Below are 18,558 nucleotides of genomic sequence, written 5' to 3'. Positions count from 1 at the left end.
TCGATGCGCGCCATCGATGATGATGAATGCTGCTCATCGAACGTTCGATCGTCGCCATCGATCCGCCGATCGCGACGGTGGGAGACTGGATGATTGTTGCCGAGGCGTGGATCATTTCGACCGAGACTTTTATCTCGCCGATCGACGGCCGATCGTTCGCGATCGAAGGCTGACACCTGGCGATCCACGGCCGATAGTTCGCGATCGAAGGCCGGGCCTCGCGGCACCACGGTCGCACCACGACACCTCGGCATCGCCGCAAAATCAGGAGTCGATCGTCTGGCCGGGCGACGCCCGGCGGTCAGCGCCAAGCCCTTCGTCAATGGCGCCCGATGGACAGGGTGCGTGCCTGGCCGACGGCCCGGACAGACCCCTGGCGGTCTGCCGGGCGGTCCGGGTCGGGCTTGCTCAGGACGCCGGGGCGGTCGTTCGGGCTTTGCGGGCAAAACGCCGGCCGAGGTCGTCGAGCGTCTCCTCCAGAGCTCCGGAAGCGACGTTGTGCACCTTGGCGTATTGATAGACCAGCAAAGCGGCGGCGTAGGCCTCGCTACCGGCAGCGAAGTAGGTATCGTCGATCTTGCGCGACAGCGTTTCGATGGCGTGGCGAACGGCATAGAGGCTCTCGACCAGCGCCACGTCGGCGCGGAATTCGCCAAGGCGGAAGCTGCTCGGGAGGATTTCCGGCTGCGCTTCGGCGATAGCCAGCGCCTTGACCACGAAGGAGCGATTCTTCTCACCGAACTTGAGCATCGTCGTCCGCTCGTCGGTGCCCAGATCGATCAGGAAAGGCAGCGACTCGGCCAGACTGGCCAGCGCAGCTTTGGCCTTTTCGCGTTGTTCGGAAGTAAAGGTGGCGTCGATGCGATTGCTGGGCATGGCAGTCTCCTTGGTGGTCGCGCGTGCAAAGACGTTTTGCACGCGATGGAATTAGAGAGCGAGTCCCGGAGTATCGTCAAGAGCCCGTGCGCAAGACTTTCCGAGGCGACAGACGAAGCGGCAATGGGCTCTCGCTGGCGGGGATGATCCGGCCCTGACCGGAGCGGCCGTTGCACCGCTACCGTAGCGCTCGCCTTGCGGATGGTCGGCCGGGAAGAAAGGGCGTCGGCCGAAGCGCTTGCCGAGTCTGACGGTAGCTCGATCGGGTTGCGGAAAGCGGTGGCAGACCATCCCGAGAGAAGCTAGCGGCAAGCGTGCTCGCCGAGAGCGCGACGGTGTCATGCTGCCCAAGCGCGTCGAGCGGGCTCCGCAAGTCGTCGTCGAGCACCTACCGCCGACGTACCAGATGAGCGCGTAGATCCGCCTCAGGCAACATCGTCACCCGATCCTTCGCACCTTTGCCGTCGCGGATCAAGCCGACCTCGGCAGCACCCAAATCCCTGGAGTGGCGCTTCTGGTGGAAAATAATGTAGCGCCTGGCCCAGTGGACATATTGGGTGTCTGTTCGTATGCTGTAGTGCTTCAGGCGGATGCAATCGCGAAGCTGATCGAGAAGCCTGGGTTCAGAAGGTGTGTTTTTCGACTCGTCAGGTGCGTCCATGTCTTACACCCCCATACAAATCAGATCGTTACAACTTTCTGGCCGGATTATACACATGAACACGCAGGGATATACACCGAAATCGGTGTCGACTAACCATTAGCCAATCAGGACAAATATGAGCGACGCACCAAGCAAAGGCCTGTCGGATACATTCAAGACGTTGTTTGATTTTTTTAAACACCTTACAACTTTGAGTTCCGGTTCGATCCTCGTAATTCTTGCGCTCGCCGAAAAATTCATCAAGCAACCCGTTGATGTCACCTTCCTATTTCGGTCAATGTTTTGTTTTTGTGTCGCCATCGTCACTTCATTGGTTGCAATGGGCGTACTCGCCTTTCACGCAGCAGGTGACCTACCGTCGGAAGGTGCCAGAAAACTTTTGGCATGGGGCATGGTAATGTCTGGCATCGGTTTCTTCGGAGGCATGTTAATGCTCGCCATGGCGGTGCTGCGTGTGCTCGGCTAACCCTACAGTCAAGCGGGACTGCGGAAAAAGCGCGCAGCCCCTTACTTCCACGTTAGGCCTTACCCCATGGAACCCAAAGCTGGCTACGTTTATCTGATCCAAGCGGAGTCACTTGATCGTTTCAAGATTGGTTGCGCTTCTGACGTTCAGCAACGCATCGCTTCTCTACGAACAGGGTCACCACTTCCTCTTCGCCTGGTTGCGACAAAACAGGCAAAAGATATGTACGCCGAAGAAAGGAAGTGGCACGACTTATTCGCACCGAGCCGCGTCAATGGCGAGTGGTTTGATCTTGAACCAAAGCAGTTTCTGAAAATTGCCCGTGCATTTCGTGCCGAGTTCCGAATTCGTGCAATTCATCGGAATGTGGAAGACCTGAAAATTGGCAGCATTTACTACATCTCCATGGACGGAGTTACCACGAAGAAGGTTGAGCTTGTTGAACTGGAGTTCTTCAACTCCCAAGACAGATTTGACCATGCCAAGGTCAGTGAAGTAGGCGGCTGGCAAAGCTGGAACCTAATCCCCGATGAGGTTCGCTCAACCCCAATTACTGCATTGATGAACTATGTCACCGATTAACAAACACAAACGTGGCAAACGTGGGGTCAGATCTCCACAAACACGCAAACGCGGGGTCAGATCTCAAAACGCGAAACACGGGGTCACAACGGAAACGAGGGGTCAGAAACGAGGGGTCAGATCTCACATTCCAACGTGCTGGAGTGCGAAATCTGGCTCCCGACCCTGTGTTAGACCCAGCTTGCCCGCCCCTTAATGACTGATTGGAGAATGACAATTAATAAATTATTTACTTTGATATTGGCTGTTATCGTAGGAAGTCCGCTCGCGTTTTCTGTGTTGGCAAAAGATACCCCGGAGAAATCAGATATTACGAAAGGTGTTGAAGGAAAAATTCGCGAGGGAAAGACCGGTACATTGAACGAGAATGCTGAAAAACAAATGAAGGAACTTGATAGGCAAGAGAAAGAATCGCAAGCTGCTTCAGAGGACTCTTCGCCCGCCTCATCAGACAAGTCAAAGGCCAAATAGCAGCCTGCCAACCCAACAGTCAAGAGGGACTGCGCGATAGCGTCCTGGCCCTTCCTTTTATGTTAAACCTGCGACAAAAACTACAAGGCGACCTACTATGGACACGTATCTCGAACCGTCACCAGAATCCGGCCGTGCTTTCCTCATGCGAGGCATGACTGGCAGTGTGGTCATGTTGAACCTGCTTCGCTACCGGCCTATTGCCGATTATTCGGCATCGCCTCAACTCGCGCCAGCAACGCCGATTGCCGGCGAGGCAGCCTATCGTCTCTACATGGAGCACACCATGCCGCACATGGAGAAGTCTGGCAGCACGCTGCTGTTCTTCGGACGAGGCGGTCCCTTCCTCATCGGGCCCGACGATGAGCGCTGGGATGCGGCACTGCTGGTACAGCACTCCAGCCCGGCTGCATTCATGGCATTTGCGTCCGATGCCGAATTTCTTGCATGTACGGGTCACCGTACGGCGGCATTGGAAGACTCGCGCTTACTGCCTCTTCAGGAATGCGGCTGGTGAAGCGGAGGCCTGGTTCATGGATGCCGACGACGCGAATTCAGTCGCAGTCCGCTTTATTTAGTTTCTTGAAACCGGCAACGCACCTGAGGAACTCTTCACGGAGGACGTTTTCCTCGATTTCACGCTTCCAAAGTGGAGGATTCAGGCTCAGGGCCTTGGTCCGGTTATTGGCGTTCGCCTTCATGGACATCCGACACAGGGAAAAGTCCCTCGCTGGCGTTGTGATCCAACGCCTTGCGGTTTTGTCCTGGAGGTGGAAGAGCGCTGGCATCAGAATGGCAAGGATTGGTATTGCCGTGAGTTGTTCAGGGCGGATGTACGCGGCACGTCCATTTCCGAGCTCTCCGTGTATTGCACCGGCGACTGGGATGCAGAGCGAGAGGCGGAACATTGCCAGGCGGTTAAGCTGATTCGCCCTTGATGCCCATCCATTCGTGCGAAAACGGCTACCAATCCCTGCAGGCGTAAGCGGGGTCAGCGCTCACCTCCCGGCCTGCTTGAAGGTCAGCACTCACCCCGTCCGCGCACAGACCCCGTCCGCTCTGTTTGCCCGCCATTTCCGTGAGGGGGTGATCGATCACCCTCCCACAGGTCCGAAACGAAGGGATTGATGGGCAAGACCAGCGACGAACACTACCTCAGGGCCGCAACGCAGCTTGGTGATTTTCAGATCGTGATTGCGCACAAAGCGATCCATTCAAGCAGGGGCGTGAAGCTGATCGACCGAGGCGTGCGGGTGGACAGCAGACTCTACCACCGGCTGCTCAGTCACAAGCTGCAAGTGCCGATCGATGAAAGCCTCACTGCCGAGAGGACGGTCACGCCGGACGAGTTGCGCGGTCGGGCTGAACGCCTCATGGCGGACCTGTCGCTCTACGGGCAACTCGGCGCCGATGACGGCGAGCGCGCGGCATTGCTGGCAAGCATTGGCCGCATTGCACTTCCGCAGCCGATCGCCTTCAGGTTAACGGTCGCCCGCGATTGCCGCAGCGCCGTCTTCCAGCACAGCCTGCAGGTTGCCCTCGTCGCGCTCTACCTGGGCATACGCCACGGCCTTCGGGCAGGCAAGTTGCGCGCCCTGGCCGCGGCAGCACTGCTGCACGATATCGGCATGCTGCACATCGATCCCGAGATCCTGAAAGCCGACCACCCATTCAGTGGCGCCGAGCAGCGACAGCTGCATGCGCACCCGCTCACTGCCACGATGATCGTCCAGGAACGGCCGGAATACCCGCCAGAAGTCGCGCGAGCCATTCTGGAGCACCACGAACGATACGACGGTAGCGGCTATCCACGGGGCTTGAGAAGCAACGAGATCAGCGTCGAGGGACGCATCCTGCTGCTCGCCGAGGTCGTCACCGCACTTCTCGACAAGAAGGTTGGAGAGCCCGGGAAAAACCTGTCGCTCATTCTGCGCCTGAACCACGGCAAGTTTGACCCCGAGATGTCGAAGCATATTTTGCAACTGCTGGAACGTGAGGCAGCCGCGGAGGCCGTCGACGAGACTGATCAGGCGCTGGGACAGCGAAACGTGGAGCGCCTCAAATGCCTCGGCGAGGAGTTCGACCAGTGGTGCCAGACACAGGCAGCGCTGGAAAAGTACGCTGCAGATGCACCCGCCATCGGCGCATTCCTGACAGCTCGCTTGGCAGCGCTGCAGCGTTCGCTGGCGGACGCCGGCCTGCACCCTGATAATTCACCTGTGATCGGCATCGATGCTCAAGAGCAGGCAGCCGCGGTGACCGAGTTGGCGATGCTCATGCGCGAAACGCGATGGCAGCTGAACACGATCATTCAGGATGCCTTGTCTCGTTTTACGACGCTGGAAGCTAGCGACAAGCCTGGCGAGTGCCCCATCCGTGACTGGCTTCTGCGCCTGCAGGAGCAGTTGAGACGTGATGGATCTGACGAACGGACGCGCAGCCCTGGCGATGGATGACGCGCGATCCCGAGGTGGTGGCGAGCGACGGCACGCCAGCGAAAGCTCTCCGATAGTGACAAGAGGCGCGTTCGGGCCCTCGCCGATGGCCGCTGCCAGCGGCGTTGCGAAAGCCCGTTAACGCTGGCGGTTTGCAACTGAACGCTACTACGGCCGGGCCTTTCCTTTTGCCCGTGCGAGTTGCGCTTCACACCTCGGCCAGGCGCAAAAAAGCCTCTCCTTGGGCGCGCGTGACCCTCTCGGCGAACGAACCCGCCTCACTGCTGCTGACGCGCTCGCCGACCTGGCCGGGGCCGCCGTCTTGCGGGCGCGGCGCAGCGCCTGAAGGACCAGCAGCAGCCGTCCGCAGGCGCCGCGCAGTCAGCGTGGCAACGACCGCAGCAGGCACAACGCGGGCTGTCGGCCGGGCACTCGAAGACGCTGGCATCCGTCGAGCGATGCCGCAGGCAAGGATTCGGCAAGGCGCAGACGGCCCACCGTTCTATTCCCCCGGGACCTGGCCCGTATCTTGAGACCAGCGCAGGCCGCTCGCCAAGGCACGCGAACCTTGCGCGACGCGCGGTAGCGGCGTGGCACGCGGCGCGCAGCTGGCTTATGATCGGGGCTGAACAGCCCGCCACCTCGTAACGATGGTCTCTCCGCCCATGCCGCGTGCCGCCGAAACCACGGAAATCGCAGAGATCTCCCAGATCTTCCTGAGCGCCACCGCGCAGGACTGCCGGCAATACCGGGAAGCGGTGCGCGACTTCGTGCAGGACAACGAGATCGCGGCCAAGATCTTCCTGCAGGAAAACTGGGCGGAAGGCGGCGACTTCGTGGTCGATGTCTGCGAGCGACGAGTCAAGACCTGCGATGCCTACATTGGCCTGTTCGGCTACCGCTACGGCTGGACTCCGCCCGGGTTCACCAAGTCGATCACCGAACTGGAGTTCCGCTGGGCGGTGGATCGCTGGCGGCAGCCGGTGCCGCCGATCTTCGTCCTGCTCCCCGAGAAAGGCAGCGAGGCGGACAGCCAGCTGCGCGAATGGGCGCGTCCTTACCTGGAGCAGGAGTTTCCCGACGAGGTCTCGCTGGCCAAGGGCGTCAGTGCGCAACAGGCTTTCCTGGCATCGGTCGTCGAGTGGGCGTCGGACGGACGCATCCTGGTCTATTACCGAACTCCCCTGCAACTGGTCGGCAAGGCCCTGTCGTGCATCCAGCACTGGAACCAGCGGCTGCTCCGCCAGGCCCTGGCAGGTCGCCGGGAAGCGCTCGGGGACCTTCCCGCCGAAGACCTCGGGCGCGTCGGCCGCGAAGACCAGCGGGCGGCCCTGAGCGGGGCGCTGGAAGCGTTCCGCGATCGCCAGGGGCAGCGGGCGATCGCTTTTCTGGTGCATGGCCCGGAGAACCACGGTCAGCGCGAATTCGCCGAGTTCCTCTACCGTTGGGACGACGAGTGGGAGGATGTCGCAGTCCATTGCGGACAGCCCTCGGCGCCGGACAGCATTGATTCGCTGATCTGCTGGACCTGCGGTCAGCTGCAGGAGCCGGTGCTCGGCGCGGCCAGCGTTGACGCGCTGGCCGCAGTGCTTGCCGCGCGTCTCGCCCGCGGTTCGGTCGTTTTCGTCCTGCGCACCAGCGGGCGGCAGGCGCAACGGCTGCTGACCTTCCAGAACGCCTTCTGGGAGCCGCTGCTGGCCGCGCTCGCCGGCCGCTCACCGGCCGGGAGCGGCCGCCTGTACTGGTTCGTGATCGACCACCAGGAGCTGCCCGCCGACCCGGGGCCGCACATCAGGAGCGCCCGGCTCGCTGGCGACGATGGCGACGCCGTCGATTACCGCCAACTCCTGGCGCTGCCGGCACTCGGCGACATCGGCGCGGCGCAGGTGCGGCGCTGGCTCAAGGAACTCAAGGCCACCGCCGGGGTGAGCCTGAGCGAGGATCGGCGGCGGGAGATCGCCGAGCGCGTCACGCAGCCGGATGGCAAACCCGCCAATGTTTATGACCGCCTGACCCGGGAAGGCTTCTGGGCCAGCGCCACCTGAGGAATTCGCCGTGCCAGACCACCGCCCCTACGCCATCTTCTCGGGCCGCAAGTCCGCCGCCTACGTGGCCTCCGCGCAGACCGCGGAGATCGTCAACCTGGCAATCCGCCTCGGCCGCCCGCTGCTCGTCGAAGGCGAGGCCGGTTGCGGCAAGACCCGCCTGGCCAGCGCCATCGCCGACGAGCTCGGCCTCAGCGCTCAACTGATCGTGATGACCGTCAAGAGCACCAGCCAGGCCCGGGATTTGCTCTACCGCTTCGACGCCCTGCGCCGCCTGCAGGACGCCCAGGACCCCCGGAATGCCAGTGCTCGCCGGGTCTATCCCTACATCGAGCTGGAGCCTCTCGGCTTCGCCATCGCCCAGGGCAGGCCGAGCGTGGTGCTGATCGACGAGGTGGACAAGGCCGACATCGACTTCCCCAACGACCTGCTCGACGTACTCGACCGCTTCGAGTTCGACATCGAGGACTTGCCGCGCACCGAAAGCCGGATGTGCAAGGAAAAGCGTGGCTTCGGGCGGCACGTGCAGGCGCCGCGGGATGGCGTGAAGCCGATCGTGATCATCACCAGCAACCGCGAGAAGCAACTGCCCGAACCCTTCCTGCGCCGCTGCCTGTATGCCCAGCTCGATTTCCCGACGGACGAGGCGATCCTCGCGGAAATCGTCAGCAAGAACCTGGACGCGCGTCTCGACCAGGTCAGCGACGCCTTGATCGCTGCGGCGGTGAGCCGTTTCTGCCGGATCCGCGAGCGTGGCCGAGAACTCAGCATGCAGAAGCTGCCGGCGACCAGCGAACTGGTCGACTGGATACGCGTCCTCCACTGGCAGAAGCGCAAGCCCGAAAACGTCTCGCCCGAGCAACTGACGGCCGCCGACCAGGCGGTGCTGTTCAAGGTCCGCCAGGACATCGAACGCTATCGCGCCCGTACCGGCGAAGAAGCCGGCCAGTGAGCGACGACGTCCGCCTGCCGCCGCTGCTCCTGGGTCTGTTTCGGGAACTGGTGGCCAATGGCGTGCCGCTCGGCGTGCGCGACTATCTCGACGGGATTCGCGCCCTGCGCCTGGGCTTCGGGCACGGCGACCGGCACGCGCTGCGCGACCTCGCGCAAGCGCTGTGGGTCCGTTCCGACGAGGAGCGCCGGCTGGTCGCGCGCTGGTTCGCGATCCTGCCCGTTGCCGAGCAGGCGCTGCTCGACCAGATCGACGCCGCGCTGGCCGAAGCCCTTCCGGCGGATGCCGACGACTCGGCCAGCGGCCCGCAGCAGCGGCGCGCGCTGGCGGCCGGGGAAGGTGGCGAGTCTGCCGTGCCGCGGTCACCGGCCGGCTCCAGCGCGGCGGGGGTCGCCAACGCGGGAGGGGATCCGAATGCCGATGCCGATAGCCGGGCGCTCGCCCGCCTGTCCTTCGCCAGCACCCGCGAAGGCAGCGGCCTGCCGGTCCCTCGCCTGCCGGCCGAACCGCAGATCGGCGAAGACTACGTCCTCCACCCACACACCCTGTTCAGCCCTCGGGAGCTGGCCGTGCTCTGGCGGCGCTTCCGGCGCAGCAGCCGCCGCGGGCCGCGCAGCGAGCTGGACCTGGCGGCGACGATTCGCGAACGCTGCCAGCGCGGCCTGCTCCAGCAGCCCGTCTGCCGCCCCCGCCGCCGCAACAGCGCGCGCCTGCTGGTGCTCGCCGACGCCAGCGCCAGCATGGACCCCTGGCGGCCCTTCCTGACCACGCTGGCCGAGTCGCTGCCGTTCGCGCGTCTCGCCAGCGCCGAGCTGCGCTATTTCAGCAATCTTCCCCGTAAACAGCTTTTCGCCACCGCCGAGCTGGAGAACCCGGAATCGCGAGCCGAAATCCTGCGCCGCCACGCCGGTGCCGGCCTGCTGGTGGTCAGCGACGCGGGCTGCGCGCGCGGCTATCTCAACCGGCGGCGGGCGGTACAGACCGCCACCTTCCTGGCCGAGGCGGCCCCGCTGTTTCCGGGCGCGGTCTGGCTCAACCCGATGCCCCGCAGCCGTTGGCCGGGCACCACCGCGGCGCTGGTCGCCGCCGCATCGGCGGTGCCGATGCTGCCGCTCGACGCCGCGAACCTGCTGCGCGCGATCGACATCCTGCGCGGCAACAAGTAGGCCTCGCGACCATGCCCTACCCCGCCGCCCTCGGCCAGCGCCCGCTGGAAGTCCGCGAAGCCTACCAGGCACTGGCGCAATACGCCGCCGACTACGGCCGGGAACCGCTGCTGCTGATGATGCACGCCGCGCTCCCGGAAACGCTGCGGCCGGACCTGCTCAACCTGATCCGGGCGAACTTCGTGCCCGGCCGCGGCGCCGACCTGAGCCTCGAAGCCGACGTCCTGTTCTCGCCGCTGACCACCGCCATCGGCGGTGGCTATTACCGGATCGACGCGCAGGTGCGCTGGCACTGCCTGGCGCTGCTGCGCTCGCTCTACCGCGACGACCTTCGGCCGCGCGCACGGCGCGTCGCCGAGTTGCTGTGGCACTACGTGGCATCGATGGAACAACGCGCGAGCCGCGCGGCCGACCCGCAGCTCACCGAATTCCTCGACATCCAGCGCTGGGTCGCCCTCGCCTTCCTCGAACCGGCGAGCGCCGCGCACGCCTTCGCCGACGCCCTGCGCCAGGCCGGCGATGCGCCCGCCGCCGCCTTGCTGCGCCTCGGTGGCCTGACCTCGGCGATCGAAATGCCGCTGGCCAACGAGCAGCAGCTGCTGGCCTATGCGCGGGGGATGGAGGCGCTGAGCAGCGGCGACGACGAGCGCGCGACAAGCATCCTGGAAGCGCTCGGCGACGGCGAAATCCGCGTCGGCGGCGTCGTGCTCAAGGCCCCGACGGCCCTGCTCGCGCAGCGCCGGCAGGCGCCTGCCGGCGCAGAGCCCGCAGACGCCGAGCAGCAAGCGCCCCGACGCAGGACCTGCGTCGTCATCATCGGTATCGGAAACAAGACCGATTTCACGGCCGGGCGGGTGCTCGATCTGGACCGCTCTTACGAGATGATCCGCGAGGCCGTCGCCGGACTCGACATGGACTGCCTGCGCGCCGCGGAGCTGACCAGCACCGCTGGCTCGCCCGCCGCGACCTACGCGCAACTGCTCGACGCGGATCTGGTGGTCTGCGAGCTGTCCGCCGACGACGCAGGCGTCAGCTACCTGCTGGGCGTCTGCTGGGCGCTCCGGCCATCGGGTACGCTGGTCGTCGCCGACCAAGACTGCCGCTTCTCGGCGGCCCTCGATCTCCCGCCGCTACTCCGATACCAGCAACGGAACGGTCACATCGATGCCGACGAGCGGCAGCGCTTCATCGAGCAGATGCGCGTCACCGCGGACGACGCCGGCGAGCGCATGCTCGGCAGCCCCGTCTATCGGCATGCCGATCTGCTCCCGCCAAGGCGAAAAGGCCCGGACACCCCCGCGGCCGAATCGACGGTGATCGACACCGGAACCCCCGAAACTGGCAATGACCTGTGCCTGGTCGTCCAGGGCTTTGGTCGAAGGCCCGATCGCAGCGGACGGACGATCGATCTCGACGCTGCCTACGCGATCATCCTCCAGGCGGTCGAAGCGGCGGGGCTGAAGTGCGTTCGCGTTGATGACTTTCCCGGCTCGGGCAGCAATGCCACGACCGCGCTCTACAGCAACCTGCACGAAGCAGGACTGGTCATCGCCGACCTGTCGACAGATGTCCGCGAGGTACTGCTGGAACTCGGAATCCGCTTCGGTCTGCGCCCGGGCCGGACGCTCCTGGTCGCCGAAGAGCAGTGGCGTGCTCCCCATCACCTCGATCTGCTGCGGGTCCTGCGCTACAGGCAGACGGGAGACGAACTCGGAGAACGCGAAGCGTCCGCTTTCCGCTCGGAACTTGTCGGACGAATCAAGGGAGCACTGGCGAGCAGCGAAATCGACAGCCCGGTCTACCTGGCCTTGCCCACCCTGCTGCCGGCAGCCCGGATGATGGATCCGGACCGCGAAGATCCGGCAACCGAAGCCGGAGCCGCGGCGACGCCAGCCCAGCCGCCGGTCGCAAAGGTGTTCATATCCTGCGCAGGCGACTACCAGCGCTACCTCCGCCCACTCGCGGAAGCTCTCGCCCGCGCGGGGGTGGAGGTGAATCGGGATATGGACTTGAAGGTCGGGGACCCGACGGCCGACCAGCAGTGGGGGCAACTCGCGGCAGCGACCATGGGAAGCGCCAACGCGGTGATTGCCGTGGTCGGCAGCCGCAGTCGGGACAGCTCCTGGGCCATGACCGAGATCGAGCACGCCAACAGCCTCGGCAAGCTCCTGATCCCGGTCGTCGTCGATCCCTTCGACGAGCCGCGGAAACTGGCGGCGCTCGCCTGCGCCAACCGGGACGAACAGGGACGCGTCCTCTACCTGGCGAACCTCCACGACGCCGACCTGGACGCGGCGATCGCCCGCACGGCAACGAACATCCGGCAGGCGCTGGATGCCCGGCCAGCCGAAGGACCGCAATTGCGCGTCATCACCATCCGCGAGCATGGTCGGAGCGAGCTGCAGTACATCTGGGCCGAGGAGACGCGCCACGACCGCCGCGTGAGCTTCCGGCGTGAAATGATCGACCGCCTGCTGCGAGAACTCCTTGACAGCACGGCAGCCAACACGCCCCTGGTGGCAACCCTCGCCAGCATGCTGCTGCCCCCGGAACTCGTCGCCCTGCCGTCGGCGCACAGCTACCATCTGGTCGTCGCCGGGGAAGCGGCGGCGCTCCCCTGGGAGTTGATCCTCGCTTACCAGCAAGACGGGCTACGCGCGCCAGTACCGGTCCTGCGCCAGCTCGACGGCATGCACCGCCCACCCGGCCCGGCCAACGCCAGCCGCGATGCACTGCTCATCGGCAACCCGCGAACCGGTGCCACCTTGTCCGATGAGGGCGGCACTGAGTCCGCGCCGCCGCCCGGGGCGAGAGAAGAACTTGCCCGCCTGGCGCGCACCCTGAAATCGGCACGCCTCGACTCAGTGATCAGCTACGGCGAGGACGCCAAGCTGGTGATCGACAGGCTTTTCTCGCGCGCCTACCGGATCCTGTTGATCAGCGGCCGAGCGGTCCGCGAGCATCGCTTGCCGAACAAGCAGATGGTGACCGGATTCGTGCTGAGCGACGGCGTGTTTCTGACGGCAAGGGAAATCGAGGCGATGCGGATCATCCCCGAGGTGATCGTCCTCAACGGCCACCAGGCCGGACATCCGGGCCTGACCGGGGAGATGGTGCCGCAGTTGCTCAAAGCCGGCGTTCGCTGCGTGCTGGCGCCGGCCTGGACGGTCGATGAACGCGTATCGGCGGCTTTCTTGCAGCGCTTGTTCATCGCCCTCACCGACGGCGAGCGCTTCGAGGATGCCTGCGCCAATGCCCGCCGGACGGCCTTCGAAGCAGCACCGGAACTCAGCACCTGGGCAGCCTATCAGGCCTGGGGCGACGCCGATTTCACCCTGCCGCCGCAGCCGCCGCCGGCCTGACCCCCGCTGCCATCCGCCCCTCCCTTGTCCCCGCGTCGCGCAGCGATCGGATCAGGCCGGTCAATCCTTCGCGAAGCGGCGGTACTGGACCGCCTCCGCCACGTGCTGCGCCTCGATGGCGTCGCTGCCGGTCAGATCGGCAACCGTCCGCGCGACCTTCAGCAGGCGGTGGAAGGCCCGCGCCGAAAGCTCGAAGCGGCTGATCGCGTGCTTCAGCAGCACCATCGCCGGCGCTGCCGGCTGGCAAAACCGGTCGATCTCGCTGGTCGTCAGGCGCGCATTGGCTTTTCCCTGTCGTGTCATCTGTCGCTCCCGGGCCTGCGCGACGCGCACGCGCACGACCGCCGACGCTTCGCCATCCGGCGCCTGCTGGAGCACTTCGGCGGGCAATGCGGGAACCTCGACCTGCAAGTCGATACGATCGAGCAGCGGGCCGGAGAGCTTGCGGCGATAGCGCAGCACCTGGTCCGGCGTGCACCGGCAGCGGCCGCGTGAATCGCCGTGATAGCCACAGGGGCAGGGATTCATCGCCGCGACCAGCTGGAACTGGGCGGGGAACTCGGCCTGCCGGGCGGCGCGCGAGATATGGATGCGGCCGCTGTCCAGCGGCTCGCGCAGCGCTTCGAGCACCCGCCGATCGAATTCCGCAATCTCGTCGAGGAACAGTACGCCCTGGTGCGCCAGCGAGATCTCGCCGGGATGCGGGACGCTGCCGCCACCGACCAGCGCCGCCGAGGAAGCGGTGTGGTGCGGCGCGCGGTACGGATGGCGACGAAAGATCTCGGGGAGAAACTGCCCGGCCAGGGAAAGAACCGCGGCAGATTCGAGGGCTGCGGCGAGCGTCATCGGCGGCAGCAGGCCGGGCAGGCGGCTGGCCAGCATCGACTTGCCGGTCCCCGGCGGACCGGCAAACAGTATTGTATATTAAGCAAGACCTTAATTGCCAAAATATGCCTTCTACGGCTGGTCACTGTTCGGGACCTGCTGTGTCACAGCCTGAAAGGTCATTTTACAGGCTGACAGGCCGACAGTAGCCCCTTGCCTCAACCCTATGTACACTGGTCGCCTAGTGGTATCTAATACCGTTACGGCATATGCCGTTCGGAAAATCGGAGCGAAAGGTGAAGGACATTGGCGTTCTCATTCTCGGCGAAACGGACTACGTTGCCTATCAGCACACGTTCAAGGAAGCGAAGGAGCTGGCAGAGCACGGTGCATCATACATCGCTCAGAACCTCAAGCGAGAGAGTGATCCAGTCAGCATTGTCGGCTTGATGCTCGACGCCGATTGGATGACAACCGCAACCGACGAGCAGAAAGGCGTGATGGGCGGTATCATCTCGGGCATCTGCTGGGACACGGTGTTCCAGTCGCGGACCTATCATACAGAGCAACACTCTCGCTTTCAGTCACCGTGCTTCCTCTTCACGTCGTTCAAGCAGAACCTTGACGATGACGGCTATCGGTACTTCCTGCGAATGATCGGGGTCGTTGAGTGGAAAGACCTTGGGCTGATGTGCCTTGAAACCATTCAGGCATTCAAGCTAGTTCAGGCGCAGAACCCGCTTATCTACGCTGACGATTCTACTTGCAACGAACTGCCGGCGGGCAGCTTTTTCACAACCTAGCTTGGGGACTCCATCAAGTGCCTAATTAGGCAAATAGCTCTGTCTGTTTGGGCATCTCGTCTGATGTTCTAAAGCTTATCGCCTTCCCATCTAGAACCTCTTGGTATATCCGCTTCGCTTCATCTTCAGAAAACTCTGACATAAATCTCAGAGCACCTGCCGCGACATATTCTTCAACGAGGTCACAGGTGATCCAATTTCGGCCCTCGGCTTCGGCTACCTGACCAGTAGTGTTTGAGCCACCAAAAATATCAACGATCAGGTCTCCTGGATTAGTCAAATATCTAATAAAGAATTCGGGTAGCTTTGCAGGAAAGCGCGCAGGGTGTCCCTTAACACCAACGGCTTTACATCCTCTCAGATATTGGCCATTACTCTCAGAGTTCGAGAATTGCAGCAAGTTGGATGGGATGGCGCCTCCGTTATCCTTCCCAAAACCTTTGCTGATATCGTGACCGCTTGGGCGCTTCGCTGGGTTATAAAACGCCTCTGGGTCAAGCAGTAGCTTCTTCATCCTCTCAGAATATTCAACCAAAACTTTTGTTGAGTCAGCTTTTGGCCATTCTGTCTTTGAAAACCACCAGACGTTATTAACAGAATCTTTGACTCTGAGCTTTCGCTTATTCACCCACTCGATTGGGCTAGGCAGCTTTGATGGGTTGAACCAGTAGAAGTCTTGCGCAAGGAAAAACCCTAAGTCGTCACAAAAGTGAATTGGAACGCGAAAGTTATATAAGCTTCGAGCTGGAACACCTTTTTGATACGCTCCTCCGATATCCAGCACGAATGAGCCATCATCCCTAAGTTTTTCTCGAACTATTGACGCAAACTCGGATAGCCATTCTATGTATTCGTGCTGTTCGGCGTTACCGTATTCTTTCTTGCGTTGAAGTGCGAACGGTGGGGAAGTGATGACTAAATTGACACTCCCATCATCGAGCGATTTAAGTAAGTCCAAAGACTCCCCAATTAGGGCCTGCCCGTAGTTTGTAGTGTACGCGGTGCGCATATCGTGCCTCGAATGTAGACTTATGGGCTGTAGATTCACAGTCTTCAAGTCGGCATCATAGCACAATGCCCAGAACTAAGAAAACTGATGGACTTCGTGGAATCCTTGCGGCCAATTTGCGACAACTACGGCGAGACAAGGGCTTGTCGCAAGAGGCTCTCGCCGATCTTGCGAACCTGCATCGTACTTATGTGTCATCCGTTGAGCGTTGCGAGCGGAACGCAAGCTTGGACACGTTGGAGAGGCTAGCAAACGCATTGGGTATCGATCCCTCTGAACTACTCAGAGAGAGAAAATGACGCCGCACCAAGATAAAGCTGAGCTAGATCGATTGTTTCCATATATTCGGGAGTATCAGTCTTTGGCGCTGAAACACGGAATTGGCGACATCTTCCAGGATAATGGAGGGAAGTTGTTACAAATTGCTTTGGTTACTGGATTGAAGCTCTTGAAATCACGTGAGGGCAATGATGCGAAGGATGACGATGGGAACGAGTACGAACTGAAGTCCGTAAATACCCTTCTCACACAATCGTTTTCAACACATCACCATATGAACCCAACTATTATCGCGAAGTATAGCAAGGTCGATTGGATATTCGCCATCTACGAATCTATTGAGCTTAAAGCTATCTATTTGCTTACTCCGCCACAGATGAAGGTTTTCTATGACCGATGGGGAACGAAATGGCACGCTGATGGTGGAAAAGATATTAACAATCCCAAAATACCTTTGACCTATGTTGTTGCGACAGGAAAGCTTGTCTATCAGGCACCGTAAGTAGGTTTTAGGGTTTAATAACCCAGACTTGAATGCTCTCTTGCGCCTCATAGCTGTTCGAGTTGATCCATAAACTGGCGGCGTTTAACACAAACACTTTGCAATAGGTTCTGCTTATGCATATTCCTTACACATCGAAAGAGTTATTTCACTTCGTGGGGCACAACCACCCACTTGATGATGATTCCAATTTCCGCATTCTTAAGAGAATACTATCTGACGCTTGCGTTTCATATCCCCCATTCGATAGAGATTGGGGTGCTGTTAGTTACACTATCAATTGGGAGGAATCTTTACTAAGCGAAAATCTTATTTGCCCTACTGTAACCTGTTACGCAGATATCCCTTGGGATTCATTGGGACCTCATATACGCAAATACGGGAAGCTCGGGTTGTCTTTCCGCAAATCCCGACTCATTCAGTATGGCGCGCGTCCTGTCACATACATTCCAACTGGACCAAATGATTGGGCTGGAATTAGTGGCAAGACGCTGTTAAAAGATGTAGAGGCCGTGTTTAAGGGATATTATAATCTCGTATCTTCAACCCTACCAGATTCCGACGAGTCGCACTCTCGGTTTCTAGGAGAGGCTCCAAAAACGAAGGATGAAGCAATCCAACTTATGGAAGATATGTTTGCAAAAGACTTCCTGTCGTTTATTAAGCCCTACAATTCTCAACTTGATGTTGATGACCCCGACAACTTCTATATGGAGCGGGAATGGCGGAAGTACGGAAAGATGGTCTTTACTCCTGATGATGTGGTGGCTATCATTGTTGCCGATGGGTTTAAGTTGCCAATGAGCGAGGCTTTCCCTGAATACTCAAGAAAAGTCAAAGAGATATGATTTAAACGTACTTTGTAAAATGGGCTCCAAGTACAAGTTTAGAAATCTAATCGCGACCGCACAGTTCTCCGCCAATCCCAGGGCGGAGCCGGCTTCGCATCAACCCACAGCCCTACCTGGAGTCGTCTCGCCATCCCCTCCGCTTGCTCATAGGCAACGCTGTCGGTTCGTGATTGTTCGTGTGCGTACTTCCTGTACCACCAAGCCATCCCGTCAGCGATCTGCTTCAACCCTACGTCCTGGCCATCAACCATCACCTTGCACAGGTCACGCTTGTAGCGGTCCTTCTTCGCACAGTCGACGATGGCGTTCTTGTTGAAGGCGAGCTTGGCCAAGCTTTGCTTCGACCTCTCACCGAACGGCTGGTGTCGTTCGGGTGCATCAATGCCTGCCACGCGTATCTTGTGTAGTTGCTGATCGACCAAGAGCGTGAGGGTGTCACCGTCAGTGATGCCCACGACGTAGCCCGAAAGCTGCTCCGCGTGGGTTGATAGTGATAGGCCGACAGCAAGCACCAGGGTAAAATATTTTCGTAACATAGTAGTCTCACAGAGAAGCGCTACAGGGATGCGATGCACAGTAACGAAAGGCGTCACAATACCGCACGGATCGTACTTCACAAACAAGCGTTTTCGAGTTCGTACCCCGAGCAGAAAGGCCATCGGGGTTTTTCAGCCGCATAGTTAGGGTTCGCTCTTGCTGTGATCAGTTTTCACATCGGAGCCCCCACTTTTCTTTTAAACAACCGCGAGGGCTTTTCGAGTGAATGATCAACGGAACGACAGTCAGGGAGGCGCTGTCGAGCAAGAAATGGAGACAGGCTTTGGTGGAACGTGGAGGCTGGCTTGGATCGCTGCTGTATCAATTATTTTAAGCCTCCTAATCGCCATATTCGTCCACGAGAACAAGACGGGGGCTACATATCCCGTTGTGTATGTCATACTTGAGCATTTGGCAACTGTTTTGTTTATTCTAGGTATCTGGCACGCGATTGACCAGCTTTGGGTAACGGGACAGATGAAACGCGAGATTTTAAAGTTAATAAAACACAACAATAAATTAATTGTTACGAACTTCAATGCGCAGTTCGATGTAATTAAGAACACACTTGATGACCTTCCGCTAATCACACAGTCTGACGCTCTCGATCCGGTGAATGTCAAGGTAGTTGTCGCCTGAGTTCATGTTGCCAAACGCATACTTTTTGCGCGAGCGGTGGCCGCAGAGACGACTTCGTCACGCTCCGGGTTGAGTGTCACGGCGCCGATCGGCG

Annotated in this window: 19 protein-coding genes and 1 pseudogene; 15 read left to right on the top strand and 5 right to left on the bottom strand. The window is 60.7% G+C overall.

Translation table 11 applies throughout. From position 1 onward, the window contains the following. Positions 1 to 26: 26 nt before the first annotated feature. The gene (locus Q1L50_RS05985; protein ID WP_300336720.1) at positions 27 to 173 is read left to right on the top strand and encodes a hypothetical protein; all 147 of its coding nucleotides are present in this window, start codon (positions 27 to 29) and stop codon (positions 171 to 173) included. A gap of 235 nt (positions 174 to 408) precedes the next feature. Here the strand turns inward: Q1L50_RS05985 and Q1L50_RS05980 are convergent, their stop codons facing one another. Together Q1L50_RS05980 and Q1L50_RS05975 are read right to left on the bottom strand one after the other, a co-directional pair. After that, entirely contained in the window at positions 409 to 876 is a 468-nt protein-coding gene (locus Q1L50_RS05980) for a hypothetical protein (protein WP_300336719.1), read from the bottom strand. Between the two features lie 388 nt (positions 877 to 1,264). After that, the gene (locus Q1L50_RS05975) at positions 1,265 to 1,537 is read right to left on the bottom strand and encodes a phage integrase N-terminal SAM-like domain-containing protein (RefSeq protein WP_366145218.1); all 273 of its coding nucleotides are present in this window, start codon (positions 1,535 to 1,537) and stop codon (positions 1,265 to 1,267) included. Positions 1,538 to 1,655: 118 nt separating this feature from the next. Here Q1L50_RS05975 and Q1L50_RS05970 point away from each other — a divergent pair, with 118 nt between their 5' ends. The 9 genes from Q1L50_RS05970 (at position 1,656) to Q1L50_RS05930 (ending at position 13,019) form a co-directional block, all read left to right on the top strand. After that, positions 1,656 to 2,006: a hypothetical protein gene (locus tag Q1L50_RS05970; protein WP_300336718.1), complete on the top strand. Its 351-nt coding sequence runs from the start codon at positions 1,656 to 1,658 to the stop codon at positions 2,004 to 2,006. Between the two features lie 66 nt (positions 2,007 to 2,072). Beyond that, complete coding sequence (locus Q1L50_RS05965; protein ID WP_300336716.1) at positions 2,073 to 2,588, top strand: GIY-YIG nuclease family protein; 516 nt, start codon at positions 2,073 to 2,075, stop codon at positions 2,586 to 2,588. Positions 2,589 to 2,798: 210 nt separating this feature from the next. Continuing rightward, a complete protein-coding gene (locus tag Q1L50_RS05960; protein ID WP_300336714.1) occupies positions 2,799 to 3,059 on the top strand; it encodes a hypothetical protein in 261 nt (86 codons plus the stop codon). Between the two features lie 97 nt (positions 3,060 to 3,156). Then, a complete protein-coding gene (locus Q1L50_RS05955) occupies positions 3,157 to 3,576 on the top strand; it encodes a DUF1330 domain-containing protein (RefSeq protein WP_300336712.1) in 420 nt (139 codons plus the stop codon). 610 nt (positions 3,577 to 4,186) lie between these two features. Then, positions 4,187 to 5,515: an HD domain-containing phosphohydrolase gene (locus Q1L50_RS05950; RefSeq protein ID WP_300336710.1), complete on the top strand. Its 1,329-nt coding sequence runs from the start codon at positions 4,187 to 4,189 to the stop codon at positions 5,513 to 5,515. A gap of 644 nt (positions 5,516 to 6,159) precedes the next feature. Then, positions 6,160 to 7,539 (top strand): DUF4062 domain-containing protein, encoded by a 1,380-nt coding sequence (locus tag Q1L50_RS05945; protein WP_300336708.1) that lies wholly within the window; start codon positions 6,160 to 6,162, stop codon positions 7,537 to 7,539. A gap of 10 nt (positions 7,540 to 7,549) precedes the next feature. After that, a complete protein-coding gene (locus tag Q1L50_RS05940) occupies positions 7,550 to 8,491 on the top strand; it encodes a MoxR family ATPase (protein ID WP_300336706.1) in 942 nt (313 codons plus the stop codon). Then, on the top strand, positions 8,488 to 9,657 hold the full coding sequence (locus Q1L50_RS05935; protein WP_300336704.1) for a VWA domain-containing protein: 1,170 nt from the start codon (positions 8,488 to 8,490) through the stop codon (positions 9,655 to 9,657). The genes Q1L50_RS05940 and Q1L50_RS05935 overlap by 4 nt, the downstream gene beginning before the upstream one ends. A gap of 11 nt (positions 9,658 to 9,668) precedes the next feature. Continuing rightward, entirely contained in the window at positions 9,669 to 13,019 is a 3,351-nt protein-coding gene (locus tag Q1L50_RS05930) for a CHAT domain-containing protein (RefSeq protein ID WP_300336702.1), read from the top strand. A 60-nt stretch (positions 13,020 to 13,079) separates the two neighbouring features. On the opposite strand, the pseudogene Q1L50_RS05925 reads toward Q1L50_RS05930, so the two are convergent. Then, a pseudogene (locus tag Q1L50_RS05925) lies at positions 13,080 to 13,943 on the bottom strand (YifB family Mg chelatase-like AAA ATPase); the annotation flags it as partial. Positions 13,944 to 14,140: 197 nt separating this feature from the next. On the opposite strand from Q1L50_RS05925, the gene Q1L50_RS05920 reads away from it, so the two are divergent. Next, positions 14,141 to 14,647: a hypothetical protein gene (locus tag Q1L50_RS05920; protein ID WP_300336700.1), complete on the top strand. Its 507-nt coding sequence runs from the start codon at positions 14,141 to 14,143 to the stop codon at positions 14,645 to 14,647. A 25-nt stretch (positions 14,648 to 14,672) separates the two neighbouring features. Here Q1L50_RS05920 and Q1L50_RS05915 read toward each other — a convergent pair whose 3' ends face one another. Continuing rightward, a complete protein-coding gene (locus Q1L50_RS05915) occupies positions 14,673 to 15,656 on the bottom strand; it encodes a site-specific DNA-methyltransferase (protein WP_300336698.1) in 984 nt (327 codons plus the stop codon). Positions 15,657 to 15,721: 65 nt separating this feature from the next. Here Q1L50_RS05915 and Q1L50_RS05910 point away from each other — a divergent pair, with 65 nt between their 5' ends. From Q1L50_RS05910 to Q1L50_RS05900, 3 genes are all read left to right on the top strand, one after another. Continuing rightward, positions 15,722 to 15,955, top strand: coding sequence for a helix-turn-helix transcriptional regulator (locus Q1L50_RS05910; RefSeq protein WP_300336696.1), 234 nt, complete (start codon positions 15,722 to 15,724; stop codon positions 15,953 to 15,955). Next, complete coding sequence (locus Q1L50_RS05905) at positions 15,952 to 16,437, top strand: restriction endonuclease (RefSeq protein WP_300336694.1); 486 nt, start codon at positions 15,952 to 15,954, stop codon at positions 16,435 to 16,437. Before Q1L50_RS05910 ends, Q1L50_RS05905 begins: the two co-directional genes overlap by 4 nt. 116 nt (positions 16,438 to 16,553) lie before the next feature. Further along, entirely contained in the window at positions 16,554 to 17,285 is a 732-nt protein-coding gene (locus tag Q1L50_RS05900; protein WP_300336692.1) for an abortive infection system antitoxin AbiGi family protein, read from the top strand. Positions 17,286 to 17,323: 38 nt separating this feature from the next. Here the strand turns inward: Q1L50_RS05900 and Q1L50_RS05895 are convergent, their stop codons facing one another. Next, positions 17,324 to 17,947, bottom strand: coding sequence for a thermonuclease family protein (locus Q1L50_RS05895; RefSeq protein ID WP_300336690.1), 624 nt, complete (start codon positions 17,945 to 17,947; stop codon positions 17,324 to 17,326). Between the two features lie 100 nt (positions 17,948 to 18,047). On the opposite strand from Q1L50_RS05895, the gene Q1L50_RS05890 reads away from it, so the two are divergent. Beyond that, positions 18,048 to 18,464 (top strand): hypothetical protein, encoded by a 417-nt coding sequence (locus tag Q1L50_RS05890; RefSeq protein WP_300336689.1) that lies wholly within the window; start codon positions 18,048 to 18,050, stop codon positions 18,462 to 18,464. The last annotated feature ends 94 nt before the right edge of the window (positions 18,465 to 18,558 follow it).

It is taken from the genome of Accumulibacter sp., from assembly GCF_029255145.1.
Classification (GTDB): domain Bacteria; phylum Pseudomonadota; class Gammaproteobacteria; order Burkholderiales; family Rhodocyclaceae; genus Accumulibacter.
Note: the sequence above shows the minus strand (reverse complement) of the source record. Positions and strands in the feature narration are given on the sequence as shown.

Coding starts and splice junctions, on each gene's coding strand:
- Q1L50_RS05895 (WP_300336690.1), bottom strand. CDS start 17,947: ATGGCCTTTCTGCTCGGGGTACGAACTCGAAAACGCTTGTTTGTGAAG.
- Q1L50_RS05965 (WP_300336716.1), top strand. CDS start 2,073: ATGGAACCCAAAGCTGGCTACGTTTATCTGATCCAAGCGGAGTCACTT.
- Q1L50_RS05930 (WP_300336702.1), top strand. CDS start 9,669: ATGCCCTACCCCGCCGCCCTCGGCCAGCGCCCGCTGGAAGTCCGCGAA.
- Q1L50_RS05960 (WP_300336714.1), top strand. CDS start 2,799: ATGACAATTAATAAATTATTTACTTTGATATTGGCTGTTATCGTAGGA.
- Q1L50_RS05985 (WP_300336720.1), top strand. CDS start 27: ATGCTGCTCATCGAACGTTCGATCGTCGCCATCGATCCGCCGATCGCG.
- Q1L50_RS05905 (WP_300336694.1), top strand. CDS start 15,952: ATGACGCCGCACCAAGATAAAGCTGAGCTAGATCGATTGTTTCCATAT.
- Q1L50_RS05955 (WP_300336712.1), top strand. CDS start 3,157: ATGGACACGTATCTCGAACCGTCACCAGAATCCGGCCGTGCTTTCCTC.
- Q1L50_RS05910 (WP_300336696.1), top strand. CDS start 15,722: ATGCCCAGAACTAAGAAAACTGATGGACTTCGTGGAATCCTTGCGGCC.
- Q1L50_RS05980 (WP_300336719.1), bottom strand. CDS start 876: ATGCCCAGCAATCGCATCGACGCCACCTTTACTTCCGAACAACGCGAA.
- Q1L50_RS05945 (WP_300336708.1), top strand. CDS start 6,160: ATGCCGCGTGCCGCCGAAACCACGGAAATCGCAGAGATCTCCCAGATC.
- Q1L50_RS05975 (WP_366145218.1), bottom strand. CDS start 1,537: ATGGACGCACCTGACGAGTCGAAAAACACACCTTCTGAACCCAGGCTT.
- Q1L50_RS05950 (WP_300336710.1), top strand. CDS start 4,187: ATGGGCAAGACCAGCGACGAACACTACCTCAGGGCCGCAACGCAGCTT.
- Q1L50_RS05915 (WP_300336698.1), bottom strand. CDS start 15,656: ATGCGCACCGCGTACACTACAAACTACGGGCAGGCCCTAATTGGGGAG.
- Q1L50_RS05970 (WP_300336718.1), top strand. CDS start 1,656: ATGAGCGACGCACCAAGCAAAGGCCTGTCGGATACATTCAAGACGTTG.
- Q1L50_RS05900 (WP_300336692.1), top strand. CDS start 16,554: ATGCATATTCCTTACACATCGAAAGAGTTATTTCACTTCGTGGGGCAC.